Source organism: Bradyrhizobium sp. 138 (assembly GCF_023074075.1).
Classification (GTDB): Bacteria; Pseudomonadota; Alphaproteobacteria; order Rhizobiales; family Xanthobacteraceae; genus Bradyrhizobium.
The window spans coordinates 185578-211832 of the sequence record NZ_JADPKT010000063.1; the positions used below are offsets into that span (position 1 = coordinate 185578).

Genomic DNA, 26255 nt, shown 5'->3' on the forward strand with positions numbered 1-26255 from the left:
GCCGTTCGCATGTCAGGTCCGCGTCGCCTGCCAGGTGCCGCTGCACTGGTCTCCGGAAATGAGCCCCTTCCACGAGCCGGCACCATTCACGCCAGCGAGCCGGCCGCCGCCGCTGGCATGGGACGCGCCGACCGAGACCTGGACCGCGACAGCGCCGCCGCGATTGACCCTGCCGGAGACCCGGCCCCCGCCGGCGGACGAGACCCGGCTGCCGGCAACGGCGAACGGGACGCTGTAGCCGGAGCTGCAATTGCCCCGTGTGGTGGCGAAGGTGACATTCCAGACGCCGTCATAGCTGCCGACGCGGGCATCGGCAGTCGACGGCAGCGCTGCCGTTGCCAGCACGGCGAACAGCGCCAGATGGTGCGGGCGGACGAAATCGGTCAAAGACGAAAGCAATTGGGAAAAATGGGCCATTTTGGTCCTGCTCCGGGCAACATGGCTGGGAGATGAGGGGTGGCAACACCGAATAGTCGTCGAGCTAGTTCCAGTGGTTCATCGTTGCCAATGGGCTTGTCCTCTGGCATAAGCCCAGCCTTCATCGCCCGGCTGATTAAGGGCTGCCGTGGCGGTGTTTCGTGCGGGTTTCGCGCTTGTTCGTAAAACCTGAGCACAATCAACGCTCTAACGAGCATTTTGACGGCCAGCCGCCTTCGCGGGCGGATCTCTGTGGCCATTAGGAGAGCCAAATGCCCAAGCTGAAGACCAAATCGGGCGCTAAAAAGCGCTTCAAGGTGACTGCCACCGGCAAAGTGATGCACGCCCAGCGCGGCAAGCGTCACGGCATGATCAAGCGGACGAAGAAGCAGATCCGTCAGCTCCGCGGCACCCGCGTGCTGTTCAAGACCGACGGCGACAACGTCAAGAAGTACTTCTTGCCGAACGCCTGATCGCGTCCGCGATCACTGCCATCCGTGCCGCGCATTTCCGCGGCAATCCGATAACCAAAGTCATCTCTGAAGGATTTCGTCATGTCTCGCGTCAAACGCGGTGTGACCGCCCACGCCAAGCACAAGAAAGTCTACAAGGCCGCCAAGGGCTTCTATGGCCGCCGCAAGAACACCATCCGCGCCGCCAAGCCGGCAGTCGAGAAGGCGATGCAATATGCCTTCCGCGACCGCAAGCGCAAGAAGCGGACGTTCCGCGCGCTCTGGATCCAACGCATCAACGCTGCCGTCCGCCCGTTCGGCCTGACCTACAGCCGATTTATCGACGGCATGGCCAAGTCCGGGATCACCGTCGACCGCAAGGTGCTGTCGGATCTCGCAGTCAACGAGCCCGCCGCGTTCCAGGCGATCGCTGAAAAGGCCAAGGCCGCGCTGGCGGCCTAAGCCGTCCGCCACTGCGCTCTGCGCAGCGTTTCGCTTGTGATGGCCCGGACAGAGGCGCGTTTTGCGCCTTACTGCCCCGGCCGTCATCTCTGGCGCAAACACATCTCTCCGACGTGGAAGCCCGGCCAATCTAACGCGAAGACGCGCTTCGCGCTTTTGGGCCCGGCGTGACGGGCTAGGATCATCGGCTCAGCATCCTGGCCATAAGGGATTGCCATGACCGATCTTGCCCAGCTCCAAGCCCAGATCACCGCCGACATCGCCGCGGCCGCAGATGAGGCGGCGTTAGAAGCCGTGCGCGTCGCTGCCCTCGGCAAGAAGGGCTCGATCTCAGCCTTGCTCGCAACGCTCGGCAAGATGTCGCCGGACGAGCGCAAGACGCAAGGAGCCGCGATCAACCAAGCCAAGGACGAGGTCACCCAGGCGCTCGCAGCCAAGCGCGACGTCTTGAAATCGGCGGCGCTCGATGCGCGGCTGGCGTCCGAGACCGTCGACGTCACCCTGCCGCTGCGCGAGGCGGCGGCGGAGGCCGGCCGCATCCATCCGCTCAGCCAGGTCTGGGACGAGCTGACCACGATCTTCGCCGACATGGGCTTCTCGGTCGCGGAAGGTCCCGACATCGAGACCGACGACTACAACTTCACCAAGCTGAACTTCCCGGAAGGCCATCCCGCGCGCGAGATGCACGACACCTTCTTCTTCCATCCGAAGGAGGACGGCTCGCGCATGCTGCTGCGGACCCACACCTCGCCGGTGCAGGTGCGCACCATGCTGAGCCAGAAGCCGCCGATCCGCGTGATCTGCCCGGGCCGTACCTATCGCATCGATTCGGACGCGACCCACACGCCGCAATTCCACCAGGTGGAGGGCCTCGTCATCGACAAGACTTCGCATCTCGGCCACCTCAAATGGATCCTGCACGAGTTCTGCAAGGCGTTTTTCGAGGTCGACCACATCAACATGCGCTTCCGCCCCTCGTTCTTCCCATTCACCGAGCCGTCGCTGGAAGTCGACATCCAGTGCCGCCGCGACAAGGGCGAGATCCGCTTCGGCGAGGGCGAGGACTGGCTCGAGATTCTCGGCTGCGGCATGGTGCATCCGAACGTGCTGCGCGCCTGCGGCATCGATCCCGACGAGTACCAGGGCTTTGCCTGGGGCATGGGCATCGACCGCATCGCCATGCTGAAATACGGCATCGCCGACCTGCGCCAGCTGTTCGACAGCGACGTCCGCTGGCTGTCCCATTACGGCTTCAAGCCGCTCGAAGTGCCAACGCTTGCCGGAGGGCTGAGCTCGTGAGGGCGGTGATTGGACTTGCGAAGATTCTCTCCGTTCCCTTTGCGGAGATAACCCTCTCCCTGCCCGTCCCCCGCAAGCGGGGGAGGGAACGGATAGAGCGATCGCGTGGCGTTCGCCGTATGGATACGTATTCTCTGTCCGGTCGACAGGTCGGACTCCCTCCCCCGCCTGCGGGGGAGGGCTGGGGAGAGGGTTTCTCCGCGACGGGGCTGCCGATGGTCGATCCCAAGCATCCGAACTGGAAAATACCGGCCAAGCTGCGCGCCAATGCGCGCGCACTCAGGCGCAACTCAACCGATGCAGAGCGAATCCTGTGGTCGGAGCTGCGCGCCGGCCGGTTAAATGGCGCGGTGTTTCGCCGCCAGGTACCGATCGGGCATTACGTCGCCGATTTCATCTGCCACGCCGCCAAGCTCGTCATCGAGCTCGATGGCGGCCAACACTTCTCGGATGAAGGCGAACGCGCCGATGCGAGCCGCTCTGCCGTGATCGAAGCGAAAGGCTTCAAGGTTCTGCGGTTTAACAATCATGACGTGATGACAAACCGTTCCGGTATTCTCGAAACAATAGTCACTGCCATTGCGGAGAGAACCCTCTCCCCAACCCTCCCCCGCAAGCGGGGGAGGGAGCAGACCGTCTCCGTGGAGAAGAAGCAGCCATGAAATTCACCCTCTCCTGGCTGAAGGATCATCTCGAGACCGACGAGCCCTTGGACAAGCTCGCCGAGAAGCTCACCATGATCGGGCTCGAGGTCGAGAACATCGAGGACAAGGCGAAGGCGCTCAAACCCTTCACCATTGCGAAGGTGATCTCGGCCGAGCAGCATCCGAATGCGGATCGCTTGCGGGTCTGCATGGTCGACACCGGCGACGGTGGCGCGCCGGTGCAAGTCGTATGCGGCGCGCCGAATGCGCGTGCGGGTCTCGTCAGCGTGTTCTCAGCCCCCGGCACCTACATTCCCGGCAAGGACATCACGCTCGGTGTCGGCACCATCCGCGGCGTCGAAAGCCGGGGCATGCTGTGCTCGGCGGCCGAGCTGCAGATCTCCAACGATCATGACGGCATCATGGAGCTGCCGGCGGACGCTCCGCTCGGCGCTGCTTACGCCGAATGGGCCGCGCTCGGCGATCCCATGATCGAGATCAACCTGACGCCGAACCGGCCGGATTGCACCGGCGTGCACGGCATCGCACGCGACCTTGCCGCCGCCGACATGGGCAAGTTCAAGGATCCGACCATCAAGCCGATCAAGGGCGAATTCCCCTGCCCGGTGAAGGTCACGATCGAGGACTCCACGGTGTGTCCGGGCTTCGCGCTGCGCCTCGTGCGCGGCGTCAAGAACGGACCGTCGCCGGAATGGCTGCAGAAGCGGCTGACCGCGATCGGGCTGCGCCCGATCAACGCGCTGGTCGACATCACCAATTTCATGACCTTCGATCGCGCGCGGCCATTGCATGTGTTCGACGCGAAGAAGGTCAAGGGCAACCTCGTCGTGCGCCGCGCCCGCGACGGCGAGAGCCTGCTCGCGCTCGACGGCCGCACCTATAATCTCGATCCTGCGATCGGCGTCATCGCGGACGAGCACGGCGTCGAATCGCTCGCCGGCATCATGGGCGGCGAGGCCTCGGGCTGCGACGAGACCACGACCGACGTGCTGATCGAATCGGCGCTGTGGAACGAGATCATCATCGCCCAGACCGGCCGCAAGCTCGGCATCAATTCGGATGCCCGCTACCGCTTCGAGCGCGGCGTCGATCCGGCTTTCATGGTGCCCGGGCTGGAGCTCGCGACCAAGCTGGTGATGGAGACGTGCGGCGGTACGCCGTCCGAGACTGTCGTGGTCGGCAAATCCTTCGGCGACGACCGTCTGATCGATTTCCCGATCACCGAGGTCAAGCGTCTCTCCGGCATCGAGGTGCCGCAGCCAGAGATGAAGCGCATCCTGACCCATCTCGGCTTCATGATGGCGGGCCCGGGTCCAGTGGTGAAGGTCGCGGTGCCCTCGTGGCGCTCGGACGTGCACGGCAAGGCCGACATCGTCGAGGAGATCGTTCGCATCTTCGGCGTCGACAAGGTGCCGATGACGCCGTTCGAACGCGGCGAGGACGCGCGCAAGCCGGTGCTGACGCCGCTTCAGCTGCGCACCCGCCGCGCCAGGCGCGCGCTCGCGAGCCGCGGCATCATCGAAGCGGTGACGTGGTCCTTCATCACGAAGTCCGCGGCGCAATTGTTCGGTGGCGGACAGCGCGAGCTCGAAGTCGCCAACCCGATCGCGTCTGATCTCTCCGACATGCGCCCGACCCTGCTGGCGGGACTGATCGCGGCCGCGCAGGCCAATGCCGATCGCGGCTTTGGCGATGTCGCGCTGTTCGAGGTCGGCCAAGTCTTCAAGGGCGATCGCCCGCAGGATCAGTTCATGGCGGCAAGCGGCATTCGCCGCGGCTTTGCGTCGTCGGAAGGCCTGGGGCGGCACTGGTCGGGCTCGGCCGAGGCCGATGTGTTCGACGCCAAGGCGGATGCGCTGGCGGTGCTGGCAGCAAGCGGCGCGCCGATGCAGGCGCTGCAGATCGTGTCCGGTGGACCGGCATGGCTGCATCCGGGCCGCTCCGGCACGATCCAGATCGGACCGCAGAACGTGCTCGGTCATTTCGGCGAGGTGCACCCGCGCGCGCTCGAGGCCCTCGGTGCCGACGGCCCGCTGCTGGTGTTCGAGGTGATCCTCGACCGCATCCCGGAGGCGAAGAAGAAGCCGACCCGCGCCAAGCCGCTGATCGAGCTGTCGGCGTTCCAGCCTGTTACGCGCGACTTCGCCTTCATCGTCGATCGCTCCGTGAAGACGGGCGACATCGTCCGTGCCGCGCAAGGTGTCGACAAGAAGCTGATTACCGGCGTGAACGTCTTCGACGTCTATGAGGGCAAGGGCATCGATGACGGCAAAAAGTCGATCGCGATCGCGGTGACGATCCAGCCGCGCGAGAAGACGCTGACCGATCAGGAGATCGAGGGCGTCGGCGCCAAGATCGTGGCCGAAGTCACGAAGAAGACCGGCGGCACTCTTCGGGGATGACCCTCGCTGACTTTCTTCCGAAGGATGTCAGCCTCACCGTTGCGATGGCGCTCTGCGCCGTCGCTTTCGTTTCCGGCACCGCGCGGGGCTTCTCTGGCTTCGGCTCGGCGCTGATCTTCATGCCGCTGGCGAGCAGCGTCGCGGCGCCACGGCTGGTCGCAGCGCTGCTGCTCGTGATCGATTTCGTCGCCGCCGCGCCGATGCTGCCGGACGCGTGGCGAAAAGCCGATCGCAAGGCCACTGCGGTGATCGTCCTGGGCGCGCTGGTCGGCGTGCCCCTCGGCACTTATTTTCTCAGCGTGCTCGAGCCCGTCACCACACGCTGGATCATCTCATGCTTCGTCGCGGCGCTGTTGCTGCTGCTGCTGTCGGGCTGGCGCTATCGCGGCAAGGACCACGCCTGGCTCTCGGTCGGCATTGGCGGCCTCTCCGGCTTCTGCAGCGGCCTTGCCCAGACCGGCGGCCCGCCGATCGTCGGCTATTGGCTCGGACGCCCGATCGCGCCGGTCGTCGCCCGTGCCAATATCCTGCTGTTCTTCGGCGCGTCCGATTTCTTCTCGATGATCAGTTACGCGACCACGGGCCTGATCTCGCACGAGTCGCTCGTCCTCTCGCTCGTCGTCGGCCCGGTCTACGCACTCGGCGTCGCGTTCGGGGCCTCGCTGTTCGGCCGTGCCAGCGAGCGGGTGTTTCGCGGCATCTGCTACGCGCTGATCGCGATAGCGGTGATTGCCGGGCTGCCAGCGCTGGATGGAGTGCTTCGCTAGCTGCGCTATGGCCGCGGCGCCCGCCGCTTCTTCGTCGACTGCGTCGGCACGTCGGCGGGCTCGTCCTTGAGCGCACCGATCTTGCGCAAGGCTGCGTCCGCGGCGCGCTCGCCGCTTTCCCAGGCGCCGTCGACGGTGCCCCACAGCGTCTCGTGGGTGGCCTCGCCCGCGAGAAACACATTGCCGATCGGCTCCGCCAAAACCCTTCGCGAGAGCTGACCACCGGGAGAGGCCGCCGACATCGCGCCCATCACGAAAGGCGACGCATTCCAGCGCGTGGCGCTGGTCTTCTGCACGGCGACCGCGGCCTCGCTGCCGAACAATTTCGTGATCCATTCCCTGGCAAAGGCCGTCATCGCCTTCTCGCCCTGCTCGGAGAGATCGCGGCCGAAGGAGCCGCCGACGTCGATGGAGCAGAGCGAGGAGCCGCCGATATTAGCGAACATCAGCGCCGTGCGCGTCGAATTGCTCTGCTCGATGAGGATATCGTCGCGCGACAGGCCGAGCGGATTGCCCGGCAGTTGCAGCATGATGCGATCGTAGCTGCCGAGGCCGAGTTTTGACGCCGCATCGAGGGTGCGCTTGGGAATGTCAGGCGTGAACTTGATCGCGCCTGATGTCAGCACATTGGTCGAGACCGTGACGATGGCGGCGCGCGCGACGATCTTGCCGGCTTGCGTCTCCACGCTGACGTCGCGGTTGCTCCAGGCGATTCGGCTCGCCGGCGTCGACAGTGCCACTGGCGCCTGCTCGCCGAGTTTGGTGATCAGCGTGCCGAGGCCCTGCCGGCAGGCGATTGCCGCGTTGCGGTCCTGCGCCCGCCCCTTGTCGATCGCGGACAACTCCTTCAGGTCTTTGCCGGCGAAGCTCGCACCCAACATGAACTCGGCTGCGCCCGCCCAGTCGCCGAGATCCTTTGGCAGCACGGACGCGCAAGAACTATCCAGCTTGCCGCGCGCGGCTTCGTCGATGGCACGGTTGGCGCGCACCAGCGCCGCCAGGAATTGCTCGGTCTCGCCGGCACGCGCGTTGCGGCGGCCGATGCGCATCTTCTGGCCCGAGGGTGCCGGCAGCACGTCGAGCCCCGCGCCGCGCGCCAGCCGGATCATCGGATTGGTGTCGGGATTGTGCATCCAGCGCGCGCCGCGGTCGAACGGCGTGTCGAAGGTGGTACTGTCGGTGATACAGCGGCCACCGATCTGGGACGCCGCTTCCACCACGATGACCTTGCGGCCCGTCGCCATGATGCGCCGCGCCGCAGCGATGCCGGCAGCCCCGGCGCCGATCACGACGATGTCAGCCTCGCGCGGGAGCGGCGCGGCGGTTGCGCGCGGGGCCGGCATCGCGGCAAGAACCGCCGGCGCGACAAGGAAACCGCGGCGCGTGATTGTCATGTCATGGTTTCCGGGGACTTGCAGCGAACAGGAACAGGCAGCGAACCTTGCCGCATCTCATGTTGCACGGCAACCATCATGGTGAATCAATCGTGCTTGGTGTCACGGAGTGATGAACCGAATTGCAACACGTTTCGACCATGATAGAAAAGGGAAAAAGAACGGCCGGAAAAGGCCTTGGGGGGAGTCGATATGGGAACGGTCCTAGATTCAGTCGGCAAGCTGATCGCCGCGTACCTCTCCAAGGAGGTGCGCGGCTACGAGCCGTTCACGCCGAGCGACCCGGAGCACCTGCGCGGCGTCGTCGAGCCCGGCGACGTGCTGCTGGTCGAGGGCAACAACCGCATCTCCGGCATCATCAAATATCTGACGCAGTCGACCTGGTCGCATGCGGCACTCTATGTCGGCCCGATCGAGGGCGCGGAAGAGGCGGACGGCGAGCCTCATGTGCTGATCGAAGCCAATATCGGCGAAGGCGTCACCTCGGCACCGCTGTCGAAATATTTCCCTTATCACACCCGCCTCTGCCGCCCGGTTGGACTGTCCCACGAGGATCGCACCACGGTCTGCCGCTATGCGATCAACCGCATCGGCTTCGGCTATGACACCAAGAACATCGTCGACCTCATGCGGTTCCTGTTCCCGCTGCCAATCCCGCAGCGCTGGCGGCGGCGCATGATCGCGCTGGGATCGGGCGATCCGACCAAGATCATCTGCTCGGCGTTGATCGCGCAGGCATTCGATGCCGTGCGTTACCCGATCCTGCCCAAGATCACCAAGGCCGGCAGCCGCGCTGCCCGCCGCGAGATCCTGCACATCCGCGATTCCTCGCTCTACATGCCCCGCGACTTCGACATCTCGCCCTATTTCGAAGTCGTCAAACCCACCATCGTGCACGGGTTCGACTACACCACCTTGCACTGGGCCGACAAGCAGAAGCCGCTCGAGGAGGTAGCGGGCACATTCAGTGTGTTTCCAGAAACGCTCCGTGCGCCGCCGCTCGTTCCTGAGGCGATTGACCAAGAGGCGTCGGTTGAGGTTCCGGCTGAAGAAAGTGATGAGCGCTCCCGTCGCTGCTTCGGAGCATGTCCCGCTGCTGAAGAAGCTGGCGATGTATCGCCCGCGTCGGCGTGGTCGCTCGCGAGAGAGAGCGGCATAACCACTGTCGTCCCTGCGGTGGAGCGCGCTCTCGCCTCAACAACCGTCATTGCGAGGCGTAGCGACGAAGCAATGACGGAATAAAGACCTACCGCTCCGCCCGTCCGATCACCGCCATGAGCTCCGCGATCTTCTCGCGCTGATCGGCCTTGTCGCCGCTCGCGATGGCGTGCTCGACGCAATGGGCGACGTGGTCCTTCAGGACCTCCTCCTCGACCCGGCGCAGCGCCGCGCGTACCGCTGAGATCTGCGTCACGATGTCGATGCAGTAGCGGTCTTCCTCTACCATTTTCGAGAGGCCGCGAACCTGGCCCTCGATCCGGCCGAGACGTTTTCCGACAGATGCCTTGATGTCTTTGCGCATGGAGCCTATATACCCCTACCGGGTATGGGTTACAAGACCAGGCACACGGCCGGAGCATGGGAATGAACAACAACGAACACGAGCATCGTCACGACGCGGAAACGCATTCTGGATGCGGCGGTTCCTTGAAAGCTGCACCGCCGGCGGCGAAGCCCGCGGGCTCCTCATGCTGCGGCGGCCACGGCGATCATTCCGGCCATGCTCATCATCACACCCATGACCACAGAGACGCCTTGACTGAGGTCAAGGACCCCGTCTGCGGCATGACGGTCGACCCCGCGACCGCGAAGCACCACCTCACACATCACGGCGAGACCTTCCATTTCTGCTCGGCCGGCTGCCGCACCAAGTTCGCCGCCGATCCCGCCAAATATCTTGCCGAGAAAAACGCAGCGCAGAAGGCGCCCGCGCCGGAGATGCCGGCGGGCACGATCTACACCTGTCCGATGCATCCGGAGATCCGCCAGGTCGGACCCGGCAGCTGTCCGATCTGCGGCATGGCACTGGAGCCGGAGGTCGCCAGTCTCGAGACCGGCCCCAATCCGGAGCTCGCCGACATGACCCGGCGGTTCTGGATCGGCGGCGCGCTGGCGCTGCCGGCGGTGGTGCTGGAGATGGGCGGCCATCTCGCAGGTCCACACAGCTGGATCGATGCGACGCTCTCGAACTGGATCCAGCTCGTCTTCGCCACGCCCGTGGTGCTGTGGGCCGGCTGGCCGTTCTTCGTTCGCGGTTGGCAATCACTGCTGACGCGCAACCTCAACATGTTCACGCTGATCGCGATGGGCACCGGTGTTGCATATGTCTACAGCATCATCGGCACCGTCGCGCCGCAGATTTTTCCTGCCACCTTCCGCGGCCATGAAGGCGCGGTCGCCGTCTATTTCGAGGCGGCTGCGGTCATCACCGTGCTGGTGCTGCTCGGTCAGGTGCTGGAGCTGCGCGCCCGCGATGCGACCTCGGGCGCGATCAAGGCGCTGCTTCAACTGGCGCCGAAGACCGCGCGTCGCGTCGATGCCGATGGCAGCGAGCATGAGGTCGAGATCGATACGCTTCATGCCGGCAACCGCCTGCGCGTTCGTCCCGGCGAGAAGGTGCCGGTCGATGGCGTCATCCTGGAGGGGCGCTCCTCGCTCGACGAATCCCTGGTCACGGGCGAGTCCATGCCAGTCACCAAGGAAACCGGCGCGAAAGTCATCGCGGGCACGCTGAACCAGTCGGGCAGCTTCATCATGCGTGCCGACAAGGTCGGACGCGAGACGCTGCTGTCGCAGATCGTGCAGATGGTCGCGGACGCGCAGCGCTCGCGCGCACCGATCCAGCGGCTGGCCGATCAGGTCGCGGGCTGGTTCGTGCCGGCCGTCATTGCCGTCGCTATCGCCGCCTTTGCGGCCTGGTCGTGGTTCGGGCCGGAGCCGCGGCTCGCCTTCGGTCTCGTCGCCGCCGTCAGCGTGCTGATCATCGCCTGCCCCTGCGCGCTCGGCCTCGCCACTCCCATGTCGATCATGGTCGGCGTCGGCCGCGGTGCGCAAGGCGGCGTGCTGATCAAGAACGCCGAGGCGCTGGAGCGGATGGAGAAGATCGACACGCTGGTGGTCGACAAAACAGGCACGCTGACCGAGGGCAAGCCCAAGGTGGTGTCAATCGTCCCGGCCGCCGGCCTTGCGGAAGATGACATCCTCCGGCTTGCGGCCAGCGTCGAGCGCGCCAGTGAACATCCTTTGGCTGACGCGATCGTGCGCGCAGCCAAGGAGAAGCAGCTTGTCCTCGGCCAGGTCGAGCAGTTCGACTCGCCGACCGGCAAGGGCGCTACTGGCAAGGTGGACGGCAAGACCATCGTGCTCGGCAACGCCAGATATCTCGCCGCGATCGGGATCGATACGAGGGCGCTCGACACTGAAGCCGAACGGCTGCGCCAGGACGGAGCCACCGTGATCAACATGGCCGTCGATGGCCGGCTTGCCGGCCTGTTCGCGATCGCCGATCCAGTCAAGGCCTCGACTCCGGAGGCGCTGAAAGCGCTAGCTACCGAAGGCATCAAGGTGATCATGCTGACCGGCGACAACCGCACCACGGCGGAAGCGGTGGCACGCCGGCTCGGCATCGCCGAGGTCGAGGCCGAGGTGCTGCCGGATCAGAAGAGCGCGGTGGTGACCAAGCTGCAAAAGGCCGGCCGCATCGTCGCGATGGCCGGTGACGGCGTCAACGACGCGCCAGCGCTGGCCGCCGCCGAAGTCGGCATCGCCATGGGCACCGGAACGGATGTGGCAATGGAGAGCGCCGGCGTGACGCTGCTCAAGGGCGACCTCATCGGCATCGCGCGGGCGCGAAAACTGTCGCAGGCGACCATGAGCAACATCCGCCAGAACCTGTTCTTCGCCTTCATCTACAACGCCGCCGGCATTCCGATCGCTGCCGGGATCCTCTATCCGGCGTTCGGCGTGCTGCTGTCGCCAATCATCGCCGCGGCGGCGATGGCGCTGTCCTCGGTGAGCGTGGTCGGCAATGCCCTGCGGCTGCGTGCGACGCGGCTGTGACGGAACTGCGTAGCCCGGATGGAGCGCAAGCGAAATCCGGGTTCTGCTAACAAATCGAGACTGTCCCGGATTGCGCTTCGCTTCATCCAGGCTACGATTCACAGGGCACAGACGGGACGCAGGGGCATCTGATGCAGCGAATTACGATCACGATCGAGGACGACCTCTTGGCGGAGATCGACGCCGCGGCGGAAGCGCGCGGTTATCAGAATCGCTCGGAGATCATCCGCGACCTCGCCCGCGCCGGTTTGCAGCAGAGCACCGAGGACACCGCGCAGACCGGCCCCTGCGTCGCCGGTCTTGTCTATGTCTACGACCACGCCGCCCGCGATCTGTCGAAACGACTGGTGCAGGAATTCCACGGCCATCACGACCTCGCGCTGGCGACGCTGCATGTCCATCTCGACGATAACAATTGCATGGAGATGACGGCGCTGCGCGGCGACGCCGCCGAGGTCCGGCATTTTGCCGACCACATCATCGCCGAACGCGGCGTGCGCTACGGCCGGGTGGTGATGATCCCGACCGGGGAAGGCAAGCAGGTGAAGACGCGGAAACACGGGCACCGGCACGGGTAGCTTGCGTGCCCTAGGCAACCAGCCTCCCTTGCCGAAACCGCCGTGCATCTCTACCTCTCGCGGGTGATTTCCTGAAAGGGCCCCCCATGCTGGATGCCGCCATCAAGGCGCTGTCGCAAATGATTTCGCCGCCGATGCGCTCGATCCTGTGGCGGTCGATCGGGCTTGCACTCGTGCTGATCACCGCGCTGGCGGTCGGTTTGCAGCGGCTCTTGAGCTGGTTTGCGACCTCTGGCGAGGTCTGGCTGGAGGGCCTGCTCGGGCCGGGCTGGCATACATCACTCGAAATCCTGTCCTGGATCGTCTCGATCGCGGCCGGCCTCGGCGTCGTGTTCGGCGGCGTCTTCCTGATGCCGGCGATCACTTCGGTCGTGGCCAGTCTGTTCGTCGACGATGTCGCCGACATCGTCGAGCGTGAGCATTACCCTGCCGAGCGGCCGGGCGTCGCGCTGCCGTTCAACCAGGCGATCTTCGAGGGTATCAAGACCGCGCTGCTGACGATCCTGGTCTATCTGATCGCACTGCCGCTGGTGCTGTTCGCCGGCGCCGGCTTCCTGGTCTTCTTTCTCGCCGCCGCCTGGCTGCTTGGCCGCGAATATTTCGAGCTTGCGGCAATGCGTTTCCGCTCGCCGCAAGAGGCCAAGGCGATGCGGCGCGACAACGCCGCCACCATCTTCACCGCCGGCCTGTTCATCGCCGCTTTCGTCTCGATCCCGATCGTCAATCTGGCGACGCCGATTTTCGGCATGGCCTTCATGGTCCACCTGCACAAGCGGCTATCAGGCCCGCGGCCCGAGCTGATCGAGCCGGCACGGCAGATGCGGTGACGGCGCTTACGTCACCGTCACCCCGCACTTGCGCAGCACCGTCTTCGCAAAGCCGAACGGTGCCGGGGTAAACGGGCCCGGCGGCGCGCGGGTGACCAAAGCGACGACGCCGAGTGCGGCCACCGCGAGCCAGAAGCACAGCCAGAAGCCGTCGATATAGGCGAGCACATTGGCCTCGCGCTGCACGATGCTCGCGAGTGTCCCGACCGCGCGCGGCTGCGCCGATCCCGTGCCATGGGCCGCGAAATGGTCGGCGAGCTGCTTTAATCTCTGCATCACATCGGCATCGCCGACCTCAAGGTTCTGACCGAGATAGAAGGAATGGACCTGCTCGCGCACGCGCAGCCACGTCCCCATCAGCGCGACGCCGATCTCGGCCCCGCCGAACCGCATGATCTGGATATAGGCGGCAAAAGAGGTGGCGCGGCTCGGATCGGAGTTGGACAGCAGCGTGATGATGAGGGGCAGCAGGGTCAGCGACTGCCCGATCGCCTGCAGCAGCACGATGCCGGCGAAATCCTCACGCGCCCAGACGTGGGTGAGCTGCGTGCCCGCGAGATTGGCGGCGGCGAAGCAGGCAAATCCGATCACCAGCACCGACCGCGTATCGAAATGCCTGAGCAGCCAGATCGAGACCGGCACCAGGACGAACATCGGCAACGCGCCATAGGTGAGCAGCAGCATGCCGCTCTGCTCCGGCCTCAGCAGGGCGATGGCGCCGAGGAAGTTCGGCACCAGCGAGGCGTTGGAGAGGCTGGTCAGTGTGTAGAGCAGGATCAGCACCAGCCCCAAGCCGATATTGCGCGAGAACAGCACATTGACATGCGCCCAGGGCTGCCGCACCAGCGACTCGTTGACGAGGAAGGCTGTGAAAAGCACCGCGCCGGCGGCGAGCAGCGCAATCACCGTTCCCGAGCCGAGCCAGTCCAGCCGGTTGCCCTGGTCGAGCCCGGCATAGATCATCGCGACGGAGGCGCCGAGCAGCAGCATGCCGCCCCAATCAGCCTCGCGCAGCAGCGCGCGGTTCACCGGTTCGCTCGGCGTGCCTAGATACACCATCAGGCTCATCAGCGGCGCGATCACCACGCCCTGCCAGTACAGCCATTGCCAGCCGAGATGGTCGACATAGAAGCCGACCAGCGAGGTCGAGCTATCCAACGCGAAGCCGACGCGGATCGCATAGATCGAGATCGCCGGCAGCCACCAGCGGATCGGCAGATTGCGGAACACGATCATCAGCGTCGCCGGCACAAAGGTGCCGAGCAGGAGGCCATGCACGACGCTGAGCACGAGCAGCGTGGTATAATCGTGCACGAACGGGATGATCAGCGACACCGCGGCATAAGCGAGGCTTGGAATGCCGAGCACGCGGCGCAGGCCGAACACGGTGGCAAGCCAGGCCACTGCGGGCGCGATGAAGATCTGCGAGCCGATGCCGGCGGTGGAGAGCCAGGCGCCTTCGTCGAAGGAGAGCGAGAACGCGCCGCGCAGGTCCGGCAGGCCGACCGTGGTCAGGCGGCTGTCGAAATTGGCGAGGAACGAGCCGAGCAGCACCGCCGCCACGGCAAACACCGGCTGCGGCGCGACGCCGCCGCGCGAAAGTGGCCCGCGACCTGCGTCGTCATTTTCCGCCATTCGCGGCTCTGGTATCGATGCGGGTGACGACCGACATGCCCGGCACAAGGCGCGCCAGCAGCAGCTGGCCGCCGTCGAGCTGAATCCGCACGGGAATGCGCTGCACCACCTTGGTGAAGTTGCCGGTCGCGTTATCCGGCGGCAACAGCGCGACCTGCGCGCCGGTCACCGGCGCAATGCGCTCGACCTTGCCGCGCAGCGTCTCGCGCGGGAAACTGTCGACGGTGATCTCGACCGGCTGCCCCGGTGCGACGTGGGTGAGCTGGGTCTCCTTGTAGTTCGCGATCACATAGACCTTCGGCAGCGGCACCACGTTGATGAGGTTGGTGCCGATATTGACGTAGTCGCCGGGCTGCACCTGACGCTCGCCGGTGACGCCGTCGAACGGCGCTGTGATCTTCGTGTAGCCGAGCTTGAGCCTGGCGCCCGCCAGCGTTGCCTTGGCCGCATCGACATCGGCGGCGCGCTGCTTCCTGGTGCCTTGCAGGACCTCGAGCTGGTGCTGCTGCGCGGCGATCACGGCGCGACTCGCGCGTACGTCGGCCTGCGCCTTGGCGTAAGCGGCGACGGCCTGCTCGAACCGCTGCCGCGTACCGGATTCGGTCTGCGACAGCGATTGCTGGCGCTCCTGCTCCTGCCGCGCCTCGACCTCCACGGCCTCGACCGAGAGCCGCGCGGCCTGCGCCTGCGCAATCGTCGCATATTGCAGCTCGATCTGGTTGGCCAGATTGTCGAGCGCGGCCTGCGCGGCTGCGACCGTTGCTTCGGCCTGCGCGACCTGAGCCTCGTAATCGGCGGGATCGATCTGGACCAGGAGATCACCGGCGTTGACGCGCTGGAAGTCGCTCACCGCGACGGTCAGCACCTCGCCCGAGACGCGGCTCGACAGCCGCGTCAGGTCAGCGCGTACATAAGCATCATTGGTGGTCTGGATCACCGCATTGCCGACCCATTCGTCGAAGCGCAGCGTCGCCAGCGCGACAAAGGCGAGCGCTGTGATCACGGCGAACAGCGGGATCGCGAGCCGGCTCCAGAGCGAGGCGGCGGGCCGTTGCGTCGGCTTCGACGGAGGAGCAGGTGTTGCCGCCGCAGGCGATGACGGCATGATCTGATCTTGCTGGCTCACGACATCACCCCAAACTGCGTCATTCTCGCCGACGTCATTCGAACCCGGAAGACCAGGCCGTCGCTCAGACCGTCTTTTCCGGCCATCGGCAGAGATCGTTGATCAGGCAGACTTCGCAGCGCGGCGTGCGTGCGAGGCAAGTATAGCGGCCATGCAGGATCAGCCAATGATGGGCGTGCAGCATGAACTCTGCCGGGATCACCTTTTCGAGACCGAGCTCGACCTCGAGCGGCGTCTTGCCGGGTGCAAGCCCCGTGCGGTTGCCGACACGAAACACATGGGTGTCGACCGCCATGGTGTGCTCGCCGAAGGCCATGTTGAGCACGACATTCGCGGTCTTGCGGCCGGCGCCGGGCAACGACTCGATCCCGGCGCGCGTGCGCGGCACCTCGCCGCCGAACTCGCTCAGCACCTTGGCCGACAGCGCGATGACGTTCCTGGCCTTGGTGCGGTAGAGGCCGATGGTCTTGATGTACTCGCGCAGGCGCTCCTCGCCCAGGTCGAGCATCTTCTGCGGCGTGTCGGCGACTTCGAACAACGCACGCGTCGCCTTGTTGACGCCAGCATCGGTGGCCTGCGCCGACAGCACCACGGCCACCAGCAGCGTGAACGGATTGACGTGCTCGAGCTCGCCCTTCGGTTGCGGGTTGGCTTTGCGGAAACGGCTGAAGGCTTCGTGGACCTCGGCGGGCGTCCAGGGCTTTGTCGCCTTGAGCGATTTCCTGGCAGGGTCTTTCGGCTTCGCGATGGCCGGCTTTGCCTTTTTCTTCGGCACCGGCGCTTTGCGCGGAGCCGGCTTGCGGGTGATTTTCGCCATGATCGGGATATACTGAGGGACGATGAGCACAGGCAACGAAATTGAGCGCGAGCGATCTGAAAGCGAGGACGAGCCTCGGATCTTCTCGGCGCTGCTGACACCACACCGCTCGTTGAACCGCACCGGCTTCCTCGCCGTGATGCTGTTCCTGAGCGTGGTGAGCTTTGCCACCGGTCTCGCCTTCCTGTTGAAGGGCGCCTGGCCGGTGCTTGGTTTCTTCGGCCTCGACGTGCTGGTGATCTGGTGGGCGTTCCGGGCCAATTTCCGCACCGCGCGGGCACGCGAGGAGATCACGGTCACGACCTCCGAATTGCGCGTGCGGCGGATCAGTCATCGCGGCCAGGTCGCCGAATGGACGTTCAATCCGCTCTGGGTCCGGCTCGACATGGAGGTCGACGAGGACTTTGGCATCGAGCATCTCTATCTGATCTCGCGCGGCCGCCAGATCCAGATCGCAAGGTTCCTCGGGCCGGAGGAAAAAGCAAGTTTTTACAAGGGTTTGGTTGAGGCCCTCAACGCCGCCAAGCGCGGCCCGATCTACAACCCGCTTCGCTGATCTGACGTCGGAAATCGGGTGGTTTCCAAGCCGTCCCTCTCCTACATTTCCGGTCATGATGACACTCGCCATACATGACCAGCGCCTGACCAAGCCGGGCCCCCAGCACGCCGCGTTGCGTGACTATGATTCGGTGCGCCGGGCGATCGCCTTCATCTCGGAGAACTGGCGCGCGCAGCCGACCATCGAGGCGATGGCGGATGCGGCCGGCGTTACGCCGGATGAGCTGCACCATCTGTTCCGCCGCTGGGCCTCGATCACGCCAAAGGCCTTCATGCAAGCGCTGACGCTCGATCATGCCAAGGGCTTGCTGCGGGATTCCGCGAGCATTCTCGACGCCGCGCTCGACTCTGGCCTGTCGGGCCCGGGCCGGCTGCACGATCTCTTCGTCACTCATGAAGCGATGTCGCCGGGCGAATGGAAGAACGGCGGCGCCGGCCTCACTTTGCGCTACGGTTTTCACCCCTCGCCGTTCGGCACGGCGATCGTGATCGCCACCGATCGCGGCCTGTCAGGCCTTGCCTTCGCCGACCACGGCGAGGAGAAGGTCGCCCTTGCTGACATGACGCGGCGCTGGCCGAACGCAACCTACGTCGAGGATCACGAGGGCACAGCCCCGCTCGCCGCGCGCATCTTCGACACCCGGCTCTGGCGGCCGGACCAGCCGCTGCGCGTGGTGATGATCGGCACCGACTTCGAGGTGCGGGTTTGGGAGACGCTGCTGAAAATCCCGATGGGCCGCGCGGTGTGCTATTCCGACATCGCCTGCAACATCAACAGCCCGAAGGCCTCACGCGCCGTCGGCGCCGCGGTCGGCAAGAATCCGGTCTCGTTCGTTGTGCCCTGTCACCGCGCGCTCGGCAAGAGCGGCACGCTCACCGGCTATCACTGGGGCATTACCCGCAAGCAGGCGATGCTGGGCTGGGAAGCCGGGCAGTTGGGGATGCAGTAGGCGAGATGCTGTAGGGTGGGTTAGCCGAAGGCGTAACCCACCTCTTTGGTTTCCGCGGTGACAGACGTGGTGGGTTACGCCGCCGACTGTGCTTCGCACAATCGCCGTCTAACCCACCCTACGGTTCTGCGTGTGTGGCGAAACTCAGTCTTGTAGGGTGGGCAAAGGCGCTCTTGCGCCGTGCCCACGATCTCTCTGAAATCGCCGACAGAACGTGGGCACGCTTCGCTTTGCCCACCCTACGAGATCTCGCTTAACCCGCCAGATCCAGCTTCGAGGCCACCGTCGAATCCGCATTGAGGCGGTAAATGATCGGCGCACCGGTGGCGAGCTCGCGCTTCAGGATGCCCTCCGGCGAGAGCTTTTCCAGCACCATGATCAGCGCGCGCAACGAGTTGCCGTGGGCGGCGACGAGCGTGCGCTTGCCGTTGAGGACGGCTGGCAGGATCTCCTGCACGTAATAGGGCAGTGCGCGCGCCAGCGTGTCCTTCAGGCTTTCGCCACCGGGCGGCGGCACGTCGTAGGAGCGGCGCCAGATCAACACCTGGTCCTCGCCCCATTTCTTGCGGGCGTCGTCCTTGTTGAGGCCGGAGAGGTCGCCATAGTCACGCTCGTTCAGCGCGAGGTTCTTCGAGGTCGGCAAGCCTTTCTGGTCGAGCTCGCCGAGGATGAGATCGAGCGTGTGCTGCGCGCGGGTCAAGACCGAGGTGTAGGCGACGTCGAACACGAGTCCCTGCGCCTTCAGCTTGCGGCCGGCTTCCCTGGCTTCCTTCACACCGAGCTCGGTGAGGTCAGGGTCCTTCCAGCCCGTGAACAGGTTCTTCAGATTCCATTCGCTCTGGCCGTGCCGCACGAGCACGAGAAGACGTTCGCTCATCAACTGCTTTCCGTTTTGTTCAGATGTCGGATAGGCCGAGCACGTCGGCCATCGAATAGAGCCCCGGCGGCTTGCCATGCGCCCACAGCGCCGCCTTCAGCGCACCATGGGCGAACAGCATGCGGTCCTCGGCGTGATGCGACAGAGTCAGGCGCTCGAACGGACCGAGGAAGCTCACGCTGTGATCGCCGGCCGCGGTGCCGCCGCGCAGCGACGCAAAACCGATGTCGCCGGGCCGGCGCGCGCCGGTGATGCCGTCACGGCCGCGCGCTGCATGCTCGTCGAGCGCGATGCCGCGGCCGCTTGCTGCCGCCTGGCCCAGCATCAACGCCGTGCCCGAGGGCGCGTCGATTTTCATGCGGTGATGGGTTTCGACGATCTCGATGTCGAAGCTCTCGTCGAGCGCCTTGGCGACGCGCTTGACCACGGCGGCGAGCAGATTGACGCCCAGGCTCATATTGCCTGATTGCACCACGACCGCTCGGTTGGTGACGCTCTTGATCACGGCGTTGTCGGAGCCCGACAAGCCGGTCGTGCCGACGACGTGGACGAGGCCACGTTGGGCGGCGATCGCGACATTGGCGATGGTCGCCGCCGGCACGGTGAAATCGAGGATGCCGTCGGCATCCTTCGACATCGCCCACAGATCGGCGGAGAGCGTGATGCCGTTGGCGGGCAGACCTGCGAGCACGCCGGCATCCTTGCCGAGCAACTCCGAGCCCGGTGCCTCCAGCGCGCCCGCCAGCACCGCGCCTTTGCTCTCGGCAATCGCCCGCGTCAGCGCCCGGCCCATCCGGCCGCCGGCCCCAGCAACAATCAAGCGCATGTCGGACATGGTGTGATCCTCTTCGGAGCCGTTGTAGCGGGGGGACGCAGTTCCGGCAACCGAGAGAGATCGGGCAGGCTCGCCTGCAGCCATTCTTCGAGACGCCCGCCTACGGCGGGCCCTCAGGACGAGGCCACGTTTCGCGGCGAGATGTCAGACCCTCATGGTGAGGAGCCCGCGCATGCTGGCGTCTCGAACCATGCAGGCTGAGGTCGCGCCTCAGCCGTCCTGCGGCTGCGGGCCGTCATAGCCCTCGATGATGATGAGGTCGGCGACCGAGTGCGGTAGGCGCACCTTGATGTTGGCCTGGTATTCCGGTGAGTTGTAGCAGGCCAACGCGGTTTCGTAGTCCGGGAATTCGATGACGACGTTGCGGGTGCGGCTGGCGCCTTCGACGGTGGTGAACTTGCCGGCCCGAACGATGAAGCGGCCGCCCCATTTCTTGAAAATCGGACCGTTGGCGACGGCATAGGGCTTGTAGCCCTCGTCACTGCTCACGTCGACACGCCCGATCCAGTAACCTTTTGCCATTGTTCTTCTCCCTGTGTTGTTGGTTAGCCGAGCGCCTCGGCGATCTCGGCCTGGATAGCTTCAGCAACCGCCTTTGGGTCCGCTGCTTCCACCACCGGCCGACCGACGACGAGATAGTCGGCGCCCGCGCTGATCGCGCGGCCCGGCGTCATGATGCGCTTCTGATCGCCGCTCGCCGCGCCCGCCGGCCGGATGCCCGGTGTGACGAGGCTCATCTGGTGGCCGACGATCTTGCGCAAGGCGCCGACCTCCTCGGGTGAGGACACGAGGCCATCGATGCCAAGCACCTGCGCCTGCTGCGCGCGCGCCTCGACCAGCTCGGAGACGCCGAGCCGATAGCCGGCCGCATGCAGATCGTCGTCGTTATAGGAGGTCAGCACCGTGACCGCGAGAATCCTCAGGCTCGAATTGCCGCGGCCTTCGACCGCACCCTTCATGGTCTGTGGGTAGGCGTGCACGGTGAGGAAGGTGGCGCCAAGCCTGGTGATGCTCTCGACGCCTTGCGTCACGGTGTTGCCGATGTCATGCAGCTTGAGATCGAGAAAGACTTTCTTGCCCTTGTCGGCGAGCTTGCCGACCAGCGGCAATCCGCCGGCATAAGCGAGCCGGTAACCGATCTTGTAGAAGGTGACGCTGTCGCCGAGACGGTTGATCGTCGCCTCCGCGACATCGACGCTGGGCAGATCGAGAGCGACGATCAGGCGGTCCTTGGGAGCGATCTCGGCTGGCGTCATGTCACCTCACATCATGCGTTGGGAAATGTCGATCAATTGCGCGACCAGCTCCTTCAACGCGGCGATGTCGCCCTCGTTCTTGAGCCTGTCCATATCGTCATAGGCTTGGTCGGCGAAGGCGAGCGTGAGCTGGCTGGCAATCACATTGGCGTGGCAGGAGGTCAGGATCAGCCGCAACGCCTGCAGCGCGCGGGCAGCTCCCAGCCGGCTCTGCGAAGCGCCGGCGAGCGCGAAGGCGCGGTTGCGGAAGACGTCGCCGCGCGCCTCATGCAGCTCGTGCACGCGGCTGACCCAGTCGATCGCGTTCTTGAGCAGCGGCGGCACCGAGGCGTTGTATTCGGGTGAGACGATCAGCACGCCATGATGCGCCCCGATCATGCGCTTGAGATTGATGGCGTGCTTCGGGATGCCGGATTTGGCCTGGAGATCGCCGTCGTAGATCGGCAGCGGAAAATCGGCGAGCGAAATCCGGGTGACGTCGACGCCGGCCCGGGCGAATTCATAGGCTATGACCGCCGCCAGCTTCGCATTGTGCGAACCGGTGCGCAGCGAGCCGGGAATGACCAGGATTTTGGGTGCGGACATCCGCTTCCATACGTTCGGCGAAACGAGCCCGCCGCGCATCGAAGCAAGCCGGCGGAATTAGTCCTTGCGATACACCCAGACGCGGGCCGGCGGAAGGTTCATCCAGATCCGTTCCGAAGCCTCTGTGGACACGCCGGGCAGCGATTTCGGGATCGGCGGCACCACAGCATAGGTGAACTGGATGAAGGGCGCCCCGGGCGCGAGCGCCGTGAAGGCGTCGCGGATCAGCCGCAGCCGCGTCAGCATCGGTTTGGTCACGAGCGGCAGGCCGGAGACGACCGCGGAGGCCGGCGCGCTCAGCACGTTCCAGAGCGTGTCACGCAGGCGATAGGCATCGCCCTGCACCACCTTGGCCTGCGGATAGCGGTCGCGCAGCAGCGCGCAGAATCCGGGATTGTATTCGACGAGGACGAGACGCTTCTGATCGACACCGCGCTCGACCAGGGCCGATGTGATGGCACCGGTCCCGGGCCCGAGCTCGACCACAGGCGCGTCCGAATCGATATCGACGTAATGGGCCATGGTCCGGGCCAGCAGCTTGCCCGACGGCATCACGGCGCCCATGTGCAGGGGCTTTTCGATCCATGATCTGAGAAAGCGCACCTCGTCGTCGAGACGAGGCTTCTTCAACGCACGCGCGGACGATGGCAATGGCATGTCTGGACCGGACGGGACCGCAGGACCGCGGCGTGTCAGAAAATGGTCATAAAGACGTATAGGCCGAAGGCGATACGGTCAAGCCGAGTCAACTCGCCCGATTACCGAAGAAATCCTTGACCTTGGCGAAGAAGCCCTCGGATTCCGGCTGGGTGTTGCCGCTTGACAGCTTTTCGAACTCGGCCAGCAGTTCCTGCTGCTTCTTGGTGAGGTTCTGCGGCGTCTCGACCACGACCTGAACATACATGTCGCCCATCTGGCGCGACCGCAGCACCGGCATGCCTTTTGATGCAATGCGGAATCGGCGGTTGGACTGAGTCCCGGCCGGCACCTTCACCTTGGCCTTACTCTTCTCGATGGTCGGCACCTCGAATTCGCCGCCGAGGGCGGCCGTCACCATCGAGATCGGCACACGGCAATGCAGATCGGCGCCGTCGCGCTGGAAGAACTGGTGCTGGGCCAGCGACAGGAAGATGTAGAGGTCGCCGGGCGGACCGCCGCGGACCCCCGCCTCACCCTCGCCGGCGAGCCTGATCCGTGTGCCGTCCTCGACACCCGGGGGAATGTTGACCGACAGATTCCGCTCGCGGATGACGCGGCCCTGGCCCGAGCAGGACGGGCAGGCATCCTCGATCATCTGGCCGCGGCCTTGGCAGCCCGGACAGGTTCGCTCCAGCGTGAAGAAGCCCTGCGACTGCCGCACGCGGCCGGCGCCGCCGCAGGTCGAGCAGGTCTTCGGCTTGGTTCCGGCCTTGGCGCCGATGCCCGAGCAGGCCTCGCAGGTGACCGAGACCGGAATCTCGATCTGCGCGGTCTTGCCGCCAAAGGCTTCCTCGAGCGTGATTTCCATGTTGTAGCGCAGGTCGGCGCCGCGCTCGCGACCGCCGCGGCCGCGTTGCCCGGCCATGCCGAACAAATCTTCGAAAATGTCGGAGAAGGAGGAGGCGAAGCCCGCGCCGAAGCCGGCACCACCACCGCCGCCCTGCTCGAAAGCGGCATGGCCGTAACGGTCATAGGCGGCGCGCTTGTCCTTGTCCTTGAGGACCTCGTAGGCCTCGTTGAGTTCCTTGAATTTGACTTCGCTGGTCTCATCCCCCGGATTGCGGTCGGGATGGAATTTCATCGCGAGCTTGCGGAACGACGACTTCAGCTTGCCTTCGTCGGCGTCGCGTTCGACCTCGAGGGTCTCGTAGTAGCAGCGCTTGGTGGACGTGGACATGTCGGACTCGGTCTATCCAATCGCGATTCAAGTCGGAGCGAAACAACGTCGCCACGCGACGATATAGGCGGCCTTCCGCCTGGCGGCAGAGGGCTGCATGGCAGCGTTCAGCATAATGGCTGGGAATTGATTGATCGTAACGGGCACCCGTCCCGTCGAGCCCGACGCGACGGCCTCCCCCGTAAGGGAGGAGGCCGGTAGCGCGTGTGGGGTCCAAGCCGTCCGCATCGTCACCCTCTTAGGGTTTAAGCGGACTTCTTGTTGTTCTTGTCGTCGTCGACCTCGGTGAATTCCGCGTCGACGACGTCGTCCTTGGCCGCGTCCTTCTTGGCGTCGGCCTCGGCCTGCTGCTTGTACATGGCTTCGCCGAGCTTCATCGAAGCCTGGGCCAGCGTCTGGGTCTTGGCCTTGATCGCCTCGGCATCGTCGCCCTTCAGCGCTTCCTTGAGGTCGCTGACGGCATCCTCGATGGCGCGGCGCTCGCTCTCGGCGACCTTCGAGCCGTGCTCGGCCAAAGCCTTCTCGGTCGAATGCACTAGGCCATCCGCCTCGTTCTTGGCGGTGACGGCCTCGCGGCGCTTCTTGTCCGCCTCGGCATTGGCCTCGGCGTCCTTGACCATCTTCTCGATGTCGGCTTCCGACAGACCGCCGGAGGCCTGGATGCGGATCTGCTGCTCCTTGCCGGTGGCCTTGTCCTTGGCCGAGACGTTGACGATGCCGTTGGCGTCGATGTCGAAGGTCACCTCGATCTGCGGCATGCCGCGCGGGGCCGGCGGAATGCCCATCAGGTCGAACTGGCCGAGCATCTTGTTGTCGGCCGCCATTTCACGCTCGCCCTGGAAGACGCGGATGGTGACGGCATTCTGATTGTCTTCAGCCGTCGAGAACACCTGGCTCTTCTTGGTCGGGATCGTGGTGTTGCGGTCGATGATGCGGGTGAACACGCCGCCCAGCGTCTCGATGCCCAGCGACAACGGGGTCACGTCGAGCAGCAGCACGTCCTTGACGTCGCCCTGGAGCACGCCGGCCTGGATGGCGGCGCCGATCGCCACGACTTCATCCGGGTTGACGCCCTTGTGCGGCTCCTTGCCGAACAGCTGCTTGACGACTTCCTGGACCTTCGGCATGCGCGACATGCCGCCGACCAGAACCACTTCGCCGATCTCTCCGGCGGTGACGCCGGCATCCTTCAGCGCCTTGCGGCAGGGCTCGACGGTCTTCTGAACGAGGTCGTCGACCAGCGCCTCGAACTTGGCGCGGGTGAGCTTCATCGTCAGATGCTTCGGGCCGGTCTGGTCCGCGGTGATGAAGGGCAGGTTGATCTCGGTCTGCGTCGTCGACGAGAGTTCGATCTTGGCCTTTTCAGCGGCTTCCTTCAGGCGCTGCAACGCGAGCTTATCGTTGCGCAGGTTGATGCCCTGCTCCTTCTGGAATTCGTCGGCGAGATAGCCGACCAGGCGCATGTCGAAATCTTCGCCGCCGAGGAAGGTGTCGCCGTTGGTCGACTTCACCTCGAACACGCCGTCGCCGATTTCGAGAATGGAGATATCGAAGGTGCCGCCGCCGAGATCGTACACCGCGATGGTGCCGGCCTTGGTCTTGTCGAGGCCGTAGGCCAGCGCGGCCGCGGTCGGCTCGTTGATGATGCGCAGCACTTCGAGGCCCGCGATCTTGCCGGCGTCCTTGGTCGCCTGGCGCTGGGCGTCGTTGAAGTAGGCGGGAACGGTGATGACGGCCTGGTCGACCTTCTGGCCGAGATGGGCTTCCGCGGTCTCCTTCATCTTCTGCAAGATGAACGCCGAGACCTGCGAGGGCGAATAGGTCTGGCCGTCGGCCTCGACCCAGGCATCGCCGTTGGAAGCCTTCACGATCTTGTAGGGAACGAGCTTCTTGTCCTTCTCGACCATCGGGTCGTCGTAGCGGCGGCCGATGAGGCGCTTCACTGCGAAGAAGGTGCGCTCGGGATTGGTGACGGCCTGGCGCTTGGCGGGCTGGCCGACGAGGCGCTCACCGTCGTCCGTGACGGCGACGATCGAAGGCGTCGTGCGCATGCCTTCGGAATTCTCGATGACTTTGGCGTTCTTGCCATCCATCACGGCGACGCACGAATTCGTGGTGCCGAGGTCGATCCCAATGACCTTTCCCATGGTCCTGATATCCTTCTTTTTGCGGCAGGTTGGCTGGGCCCAAGAGGCACCCAAACCGAAACCCCCTAAGATCAAACATCCGCGATATTGCGATGATTGAGGCTCATATAGGAGGGGGGGAGGGGCCCGCAAGGACCGAAGCCAGGTTTCTGCCGCGAAAACATTGGGTTTTGGAGGATCATATCCGGGCTTCACCGCCTTGCGGGTGAGGAATTATTAACAGGTTCAGGCCTCGGCAAGCCCCCGCTACCGCAAGCCAGCTCGCCCTGTT

General features: G+C 65.1%; 26 protein-coding genes. 12 read left to right on the forward strand and 14 right to left on the reverse strand.

The genetic code is table 11. From position 1 onward, the window contains the following. Nucleotides 1-12: 12 nt before the first annotated feature. Nucleotides 13-417: a hypothetical protein gene (locus IVA79_RS21045; RefSeq protein WP_247556198.1), complete on the reverse strand. Its 405-nt coding sequence runs from the start codon at nt 415-417 to the stop codon at nt 13-15. A gap of 272 nt (nt 418-689) precedes the next feature. On the opposite strand from IVA79_RS21045, the gene rpmI reads away from it, so the two are divergent. From rpmI to IVA79_RS21075, 6 genes are all read left to right on the forward strand, one after another. Beyond that, nucleotides 690-890, forward strand: a complete 201-nt coding sequence (gene rpmI / locus IVA79_RS21050; protein ID WP_008539890.1) for a 50S ribosomal protein L35 — start codon at nt 690-692, stop codon at nt 888-890. Between the two features lie 81 nt (nt 891-971). Then, on the forward strand, nt 972-1331 hold the full coding sequence (gene rplT, locus IVA79_RS21055) for a 50S ribosomal protein L20 (RefSeq protein ID WP_247556199.1): 360 nt from the start codon (nt 972-974) through the stop codon (nt 1329-1331). 216 nt (nt 1332-1547) lie between these two features. Further along, nucleotides 1548-2630: a phenylalanine--tRNA ligase subunit alpha gene (gene pheS / locus IVA79_RS21060; protein ID WP_247556200.1), complete on the forward strand. Its 1083-nt coding sequence runs from the start codon at nt 1548-1550 to the stop codon at nt 2628-2630. Between the two features lie 215 nt (nt 2631-2845). After that, the gene (locus tag IVA79_RS21065; protein ID WP_247556202.1) at nt 2846-3292 is read left to right on the forward strand and encodes an endonuclease domain-containing protein; all 447 of its coding nucleotides are present in this window, start codon (nt 2846-2848) and stop codon (nt 3290-3292) included. Then, a complete protein-coding gene (gene pheT / locus IVA79_RS21070; protein ID WP_247556204.1) occupies nt 3289-5697 on the forward strand; it encodes a phenylalanine--tRNA ligase subunit beta in 2409 nt (802 codons plus the stop codon). The genes IVA79_RS21065 and pheT overlap by 4 nt, the downstream gene beginning before the upstream one ends. Beyond that, nucleotides 5694-6464 carry a sulfite exporter TauE/SafE family protein gene (locus IVA79_RS21075; protein ID WP_247556206.1) on the forward strand — a complete coding sequence of 257 codons (771 nt, stop codon included), beginning with the start codon at nt 5694-5696 and terminating at the stop codon, nt 6462-6464. The genes pheT and IVA79_RS21075 overlap by 4 nt, the downstream gene beginning before the upstream one ends. A gap of 5 nt (nt 6465-6469) precedes the next feature. On the opposite strand, the gene IVA79_RS21080 is transcribed toward IVA79_RS21075, so the two are convergent. Continuing rightward, entirely contained in the window at nt 6470-7858 is a 1389-nt protein-coding gene (locus IVA79_RS21080) for an NAD(P)/FAD-dependent oxidoreductase (RefSeq protein ID WP_247556207.1), read from the reverse strand. 192 nt (nt 7859-8050) lie between these two features. On the opposite strand from IVA79_RS21080, the gene IVA79_RS21085 reads away from it, so the two are divergent. Further along, nucleotides 8051-9100 (forward strand): YiiX/YebB-like N1pC/P60 family cysteine hydrolase, encoded by a 1050-nt coding sequence (locus IVA79_RS21085; RefSeq protein ID WP_247556209.1) that lies wholly within the window; start codon nt 8051-8053, stop codon nt 9098-9100. A gap of 4 nt (nt 9101-9104) precedes the next feature. Here the strand turns inward: IVA79_RS21085 and IVA79_RS21090 are convergent, their stop codons facing one another. Next, nucleotides 9105-9380 (reverse strand): metal-sensitive transcriptional regulator, encoded by a 276-nt coding sequence (locus IVA79_RS21090; RefSeq protein WP_007598521.1) that lies wholly within the window; start codon nt 9378-9380, stop codon nt 9105-9107. Nucleotides 9381-9442: 62 nt separating this feature from the next. On the opposite strand from IVA79_RS21090, the gene IVA79_RS21095 reads away from it, so the two are divergent. The 3 genes from IVA79_RS21095 to IVA79_RS21105 all read left to right on the forward strand — a co-directional run bounded on the left by IVA79_RS21095 (nt 9443) and on the right by IVA79_RS21105 (nt 13322). After that, the gene (locus IVA79_RS21095; protein ID WP_247556210.1) at nt 9443-11917 is read left to right on the forward strand and encodes a heavy metal translocating P-type ATPase; all 2475 of its coding nucleotides are present in this window, start codon (nt 9443-9445) and stop codon (nt 11915-11917) included. A gap of 131 nt (nt 11918-12048) precedes the next feature. Continuing rightward, nucleotides 12049-12495, forward strand: coding sequence for a nickel-responsive transcriptional regulator NikR (gene nikR / locus IVA79_RS21100; protein WP_247556212.1), 447 nt, complete (start codon nt 12049-12051; stop codon nt 12493-12495). Between the two features lie 86 nt (nt 12496-12581). After that, on the forward strand, nt 12582-13322 hold the full coding sequence (locus IVA79_RS21105) for a sulfate transporter family protein (protein ID WP_247556214.1): 741 nt from the start codon (nt 12582-12584) through the stop codon (nt 13320-13322). 6 nt (nt 13323-13328) lie between these two features. Here IVA79_RS21105 and IVA79_RS21110 read toward each other — a convergent pair whose 3' ends face one another. From IVA79_RS21110 to nth, 3 genes are all read right to left on the reverse strand, one after another. Continuing rightward, nucleotides 13329-14957 carry an MFS transporter gene (locus tag IVA79_RS21110; RefSeq protein WP_247556217.1) on the reverse strand — a complete coding sequence of 543 codons (1629 nt, stop codon included), beginning with the start codon at nt 14955-14957 and terminating at the stop codon, nt 13329-13331. Further along, nucleotides 14944-16083: an HlyD family secretion protein gene (locus IVA79_RS21115; RefSeq protein ID WP_247556219.1), complete on the reverse strand. Its 1140-nt coding sequence runs from the start codon at nt 16081-16083 to the stop codon at nt 14944-14946. The genes IVA79_RS21110 and IVA79_RS21115 overlap by 14 nt, the downstream gene beginning before the upstream one ends. Nucleotides 16084-16147: 64 nt before the next feature. Then, nucleotides 16148-16900, reverse strand: a complete 753-nt coding sequence (nth, locus tag IVA79_RS21120; RefSeq protein WP_247556221.1) for an endonuclease III — start codon at nt 16898-16900, stop codon at nt 16148-16150. 22 nt (nt 16901-16922) lie between these two features. Here nth and IVA79_RS21125 point away from each other — a divergent pair, with 22 nt between their 5' ends. Both IVA79_RS21125 and IVA79_RS21130 read left to right on the forward strand, forming a co-directional pair. After that, nucleotides 16923-17456, forward strand: a complete 534-nt coding sequence (locus IVA79_RS21125) for a DUF2244 domain-containing protein (protein ID WP_247556223.1) — start codon at nt 16923-16925, stop codon at nt 17454-17456. Between the two features lie 55 nt (nt 17457-17511). Then, the gene (locus IVA79_RS21130; protein WP_247556226.1) at nt 17512-18408 is read left to right on the forward strand and encodes a bifunctional helix-turn-helix domain-containing protein/methylated-DNA--[protein]-cysteine S-methyltransferase; all 897 of its coding nucleotides are present in this window, start codon (nt 17512-17514) and stop codon (nt 18406-18408) included. A gap of 253 nt (nt 18409-18661) precedes the next feature. Here IVA79_RS21130 and IVA79_RS21135 read toward each other — a convergent pair whose 3' ends face one another. The 8 genes from IVA79_RS21135 to dnaK all read right to left on the reverse strand — a co-directional run bounded on the left by IVA79_RS21135 (nt 18662) and on the right by dnaK (nt 25984). Beyond that, complete coding sequence (locus tag IVA79_RS21135; protein ID WP_247556229.1) at nt 18662-19285, reverse strand: 2,3-bisphosphoglycerate-dependent phosphoglycerate mutase; 624 nt, start codon at nt 19283-19285, stop codon at nt 18662-18664. Nucleotides 19286-19304: 19 nt separating this feature from the next. Then, nucleotides 19305-20120, reverse strand: coding sequence for a 4-hydroxy-tetrahydrodipicolinate reductase (gene dapB / locus IVA79_RS21140; protein WP_247556230.1), 816 nt, complete (start codon nt 20118-20120; stop codon nt 19305-19307). Between the two features lie 210 nt (nt 20121-20330). Then, complete coding sequence (locus tag IVA79_RS21145) at nt 20331-20642, reverse strand: DUF1330 domain-containing protein (RefSeq protein WP_247556232.1); 312 nt, start codon at nt 20640-20642, stop codon at nt 20331-20333. A gap of 23 nt (nt 20643-20665) precedes the next feature. Continuing rightward, nucleotides 20666-21376 carry an orotidine-5'-phosphate decarboxylase gene (gene pyrF, locus IVA79_RS21150; protein ID WP_247556233.1) on the reverse strand — a complete coding sequence of 237 codons (711 nt, stop codon included), beginning with the start codon at nt 21374-21376 and terminating at the stop codon, nt 20666-20668. Nucleotides 21377-21382: 6 nt separating this feature from the next. Beyond that, complete coding sequence (locus tag IVA79_RS21155; protein WP_247556235.1) at nt 21383-21961, reverse strand: NAD(P)H-dependent oxidoreductase; 579 nt, start codon at nt 21959-21961, stop codon at nt 21383-21385. A gap of 57 nt (nt 21962-22018) precedes the next feature. Continuing rightward, nucleotides 22019-22618 carry an rRNA adenine N-6-methyltransferase family protein gene (locus IVA79_RS21160; RefSeq protein ID WP_247556237.1) on the reverse strand — a complete coding sequence of 200 codons (600 nt, stop codon included), beginning with the start codon at nt 22616-22618 and terminating at the stop codon, nt 22019-22021. Between the two features lie 88 nt (nt 22619-22706). Next, the gene (gene dnaJ / locus IVA79_RS21165) at nt 22707-23837 is read right to left on the reverse strand and encodes a molecular chaperone DnaJ (protein WP_247556239.1); all 1131 of its coding nucleotides are present in this window, start codon (nt 23835-23837) and stop codon (nt 22707-22709) included. Between the two features lie 245 nt (nt 23838-24082). Continuing rightward, nucleotides 24083-25984, reverse strand: coding sequence for a molecular chaperone DnaK (gene dnaK, locus IVA79_RS21170; protein WP_008539807.1), 1902 nt, complete (start codon nt 25982-25984; stop codon nt 24083-24085). Nucleotides 25985-26255 lie beyond the last annotated feature (271 nt).

Excerpts from the sequence above, each read along its gene's own strand:
- IVA79_RS21045 (WP_247556198.1), bottom strand. The coding sequence starts at position 417 with ATGGCCCATTTTTCCCAATTGCTTTCGTCTTTGACCGATTTCGTCCGC.
- rpmI (WP_008539890.1), top strand. The coding sequence starts at position 690 with ATGCCCAAGCTGAAGACCAAATCGGGCGCTAAAAAGCGCTTCAAGGTG.
- rplT (WP_247556199.1), top strand. The coding sequence starts at position 972 with ATGTCTCGCGTCAAACGCGGTGTGACCGCCCACGCCAAGCACAAGAAA.
- pheS (WP_247556200.1), top strand. The coding sequence starts at position 1,548 with ATGACCGATCTTGCCCAGCTCCAAGCCCAGATCACCGCCGACATCGCC.
- IVA79_RS21065 (WP_247556202.1), top strand. The coding sequence starts at position 2,846 with ATGGTCGATCCCAAGCATCCGAACTGGAAAATACCGGCCAAGCTGCGC.
- pheT (WP_247556204.1), top strand. The coding sequence starts at position 3,289 with ATGAAATTCACCCTCTCCTGGCTGAAGGATCATCTCGAGACCGACGAG.
- IVA79_RS21075 (WP_247556206.1), top strand. The coding sequence starts at position 5,694 with ATGACCCTCGCTGACTTTCTTCCGAAGGATGTCAGCCTCACCGTTGCG.
- IVA79_RS21080 (WP_247556207.1), bottom strand. The coding sequence starts at position 7,858 with ATGACAATCACGCGCCGCGGTTTCCTTGTCGCGCCGGCGGTTCTTGCC.
- IVA79_RS21085 (WP_247556209.1), top strand. The coding sequence starts at position 8,051 with ATGGGAACGGTCCTAGATTCAGTCGGCAAGCTGATCGCCGCGTACCTC.
- IVA79_RS21090 (WP_007598521.1), bottom strand. The coding sequence starts at position 9,380 with ATGCGCAAAGACATCAAGGCATCTGTCGGAAAACGTCTCGGCCGGATC.
- IVA79_RS21095 (WP_247556210.1), top strand. The coding sequence starts at position 9,443 with ATGAACAACAACGAACACGAGCATCGTCACGACGCGGAAACGCATTCT.
- nikR (WP_247556212.1), top strand. The coding sequence starts at position 12,049 with ATGCAGCGAATTACGATCACGATCGAGGACGACCTCTTGGCGGAGATC.
- IVA79_RS21105 (WP_247556214.1), top strand. The coding sequence starts at position 12,582 with ATGCTGGATGCCGCCATCAAGGCGCTGTCGCAAATGATTTCGCCGCCG.
- IVA79_RS21110 (WP_247556217.1), bottom strand. The coding sequence starts at position 14,957 with ATGGCGGAAAATGACGACGCAGGTCGCGGGCCACTTTCGCGCGGCGGC.
- nth (WP_247556221.1), bottom strand. The coding sequence starts at position 16,900 with ATGGCGAAAATCACCCGCAAGCCGGCTCCGCGCAAAGCGCCGGTGCCG.
- IVA79_RS21125 (WP_247556223.1), top strand. The coding sequence starts at position 16,923 with ATGAGCACAGGCAACGAAATTGAGCGCGAGCGATCTGAAAGCGAGGAC.
- IVA79_RS21130 (WP_247556226.1), top strand. The coding sequence starts at position 17,512 with ATGATGACACTCGCCATACATGACCAGCGCCTGACCAAGCCGGGCCCC.
- IVA79_RS21135 (WP_247556229.1), bottom strand. The coding sequence starts at position 19,285 with ATGAGCGAACGTCTTCTCGTGCTCGTGCGGCACGGCCAGAGCGAATGG.
- dapB (WP_247556230.1), bottom strand. The coding sequence starts at position 20,120 with ATGTCCGACATGCGCTTGATTGTTGCTGGGGCCGGCGGCCGGATGGGC.
- IVA79_RS21145 (WP_247556232.1), bottom strand. The coding sequence starts at position 20,642 with ATGGCAAAAGGTTACTGGATCGGGCGTGTCGACGTGAGCAGTGACGAG.
- pyrF (WP_247556233.1), bottom strand. The coding sequence starts at position 21,376 with ATGACGCCAGCCGAGATCGCTCCCAAGGACCGCCTGATCGTCGCTCTC.
- IVA79_RS21155 (WP_247556235.1), bottom strand. The coding sequence starts at position 21,961 with ATGTCCGCACCCAAAATCCTGGTCATTCCCGGCTCGCTGCGCACCGGT.
- IVA79_RS21160 (WP_247556237.1), bottom strand. The coding sequence starts at position 22,618 with ATGCCATTGCCATCGTCCGCGCGTGCGTTGAAGAAGCCTCGTCTCGAC.
- dnaJ (WP_247556239.1), bottom strand. The coding sequence starts at position 23,837 with ATGTCCACGTCCACCAAGCGCTGCTACTACGAGACCCTCGAGGTCGAA.
- dnaK (WP_008539807.1), bottom strand. The coding sequence starts at position 25,984 with ATGGGAAAGGTCATTGGGATCGACCTCGGCACCACGAATTCGTGCGTC.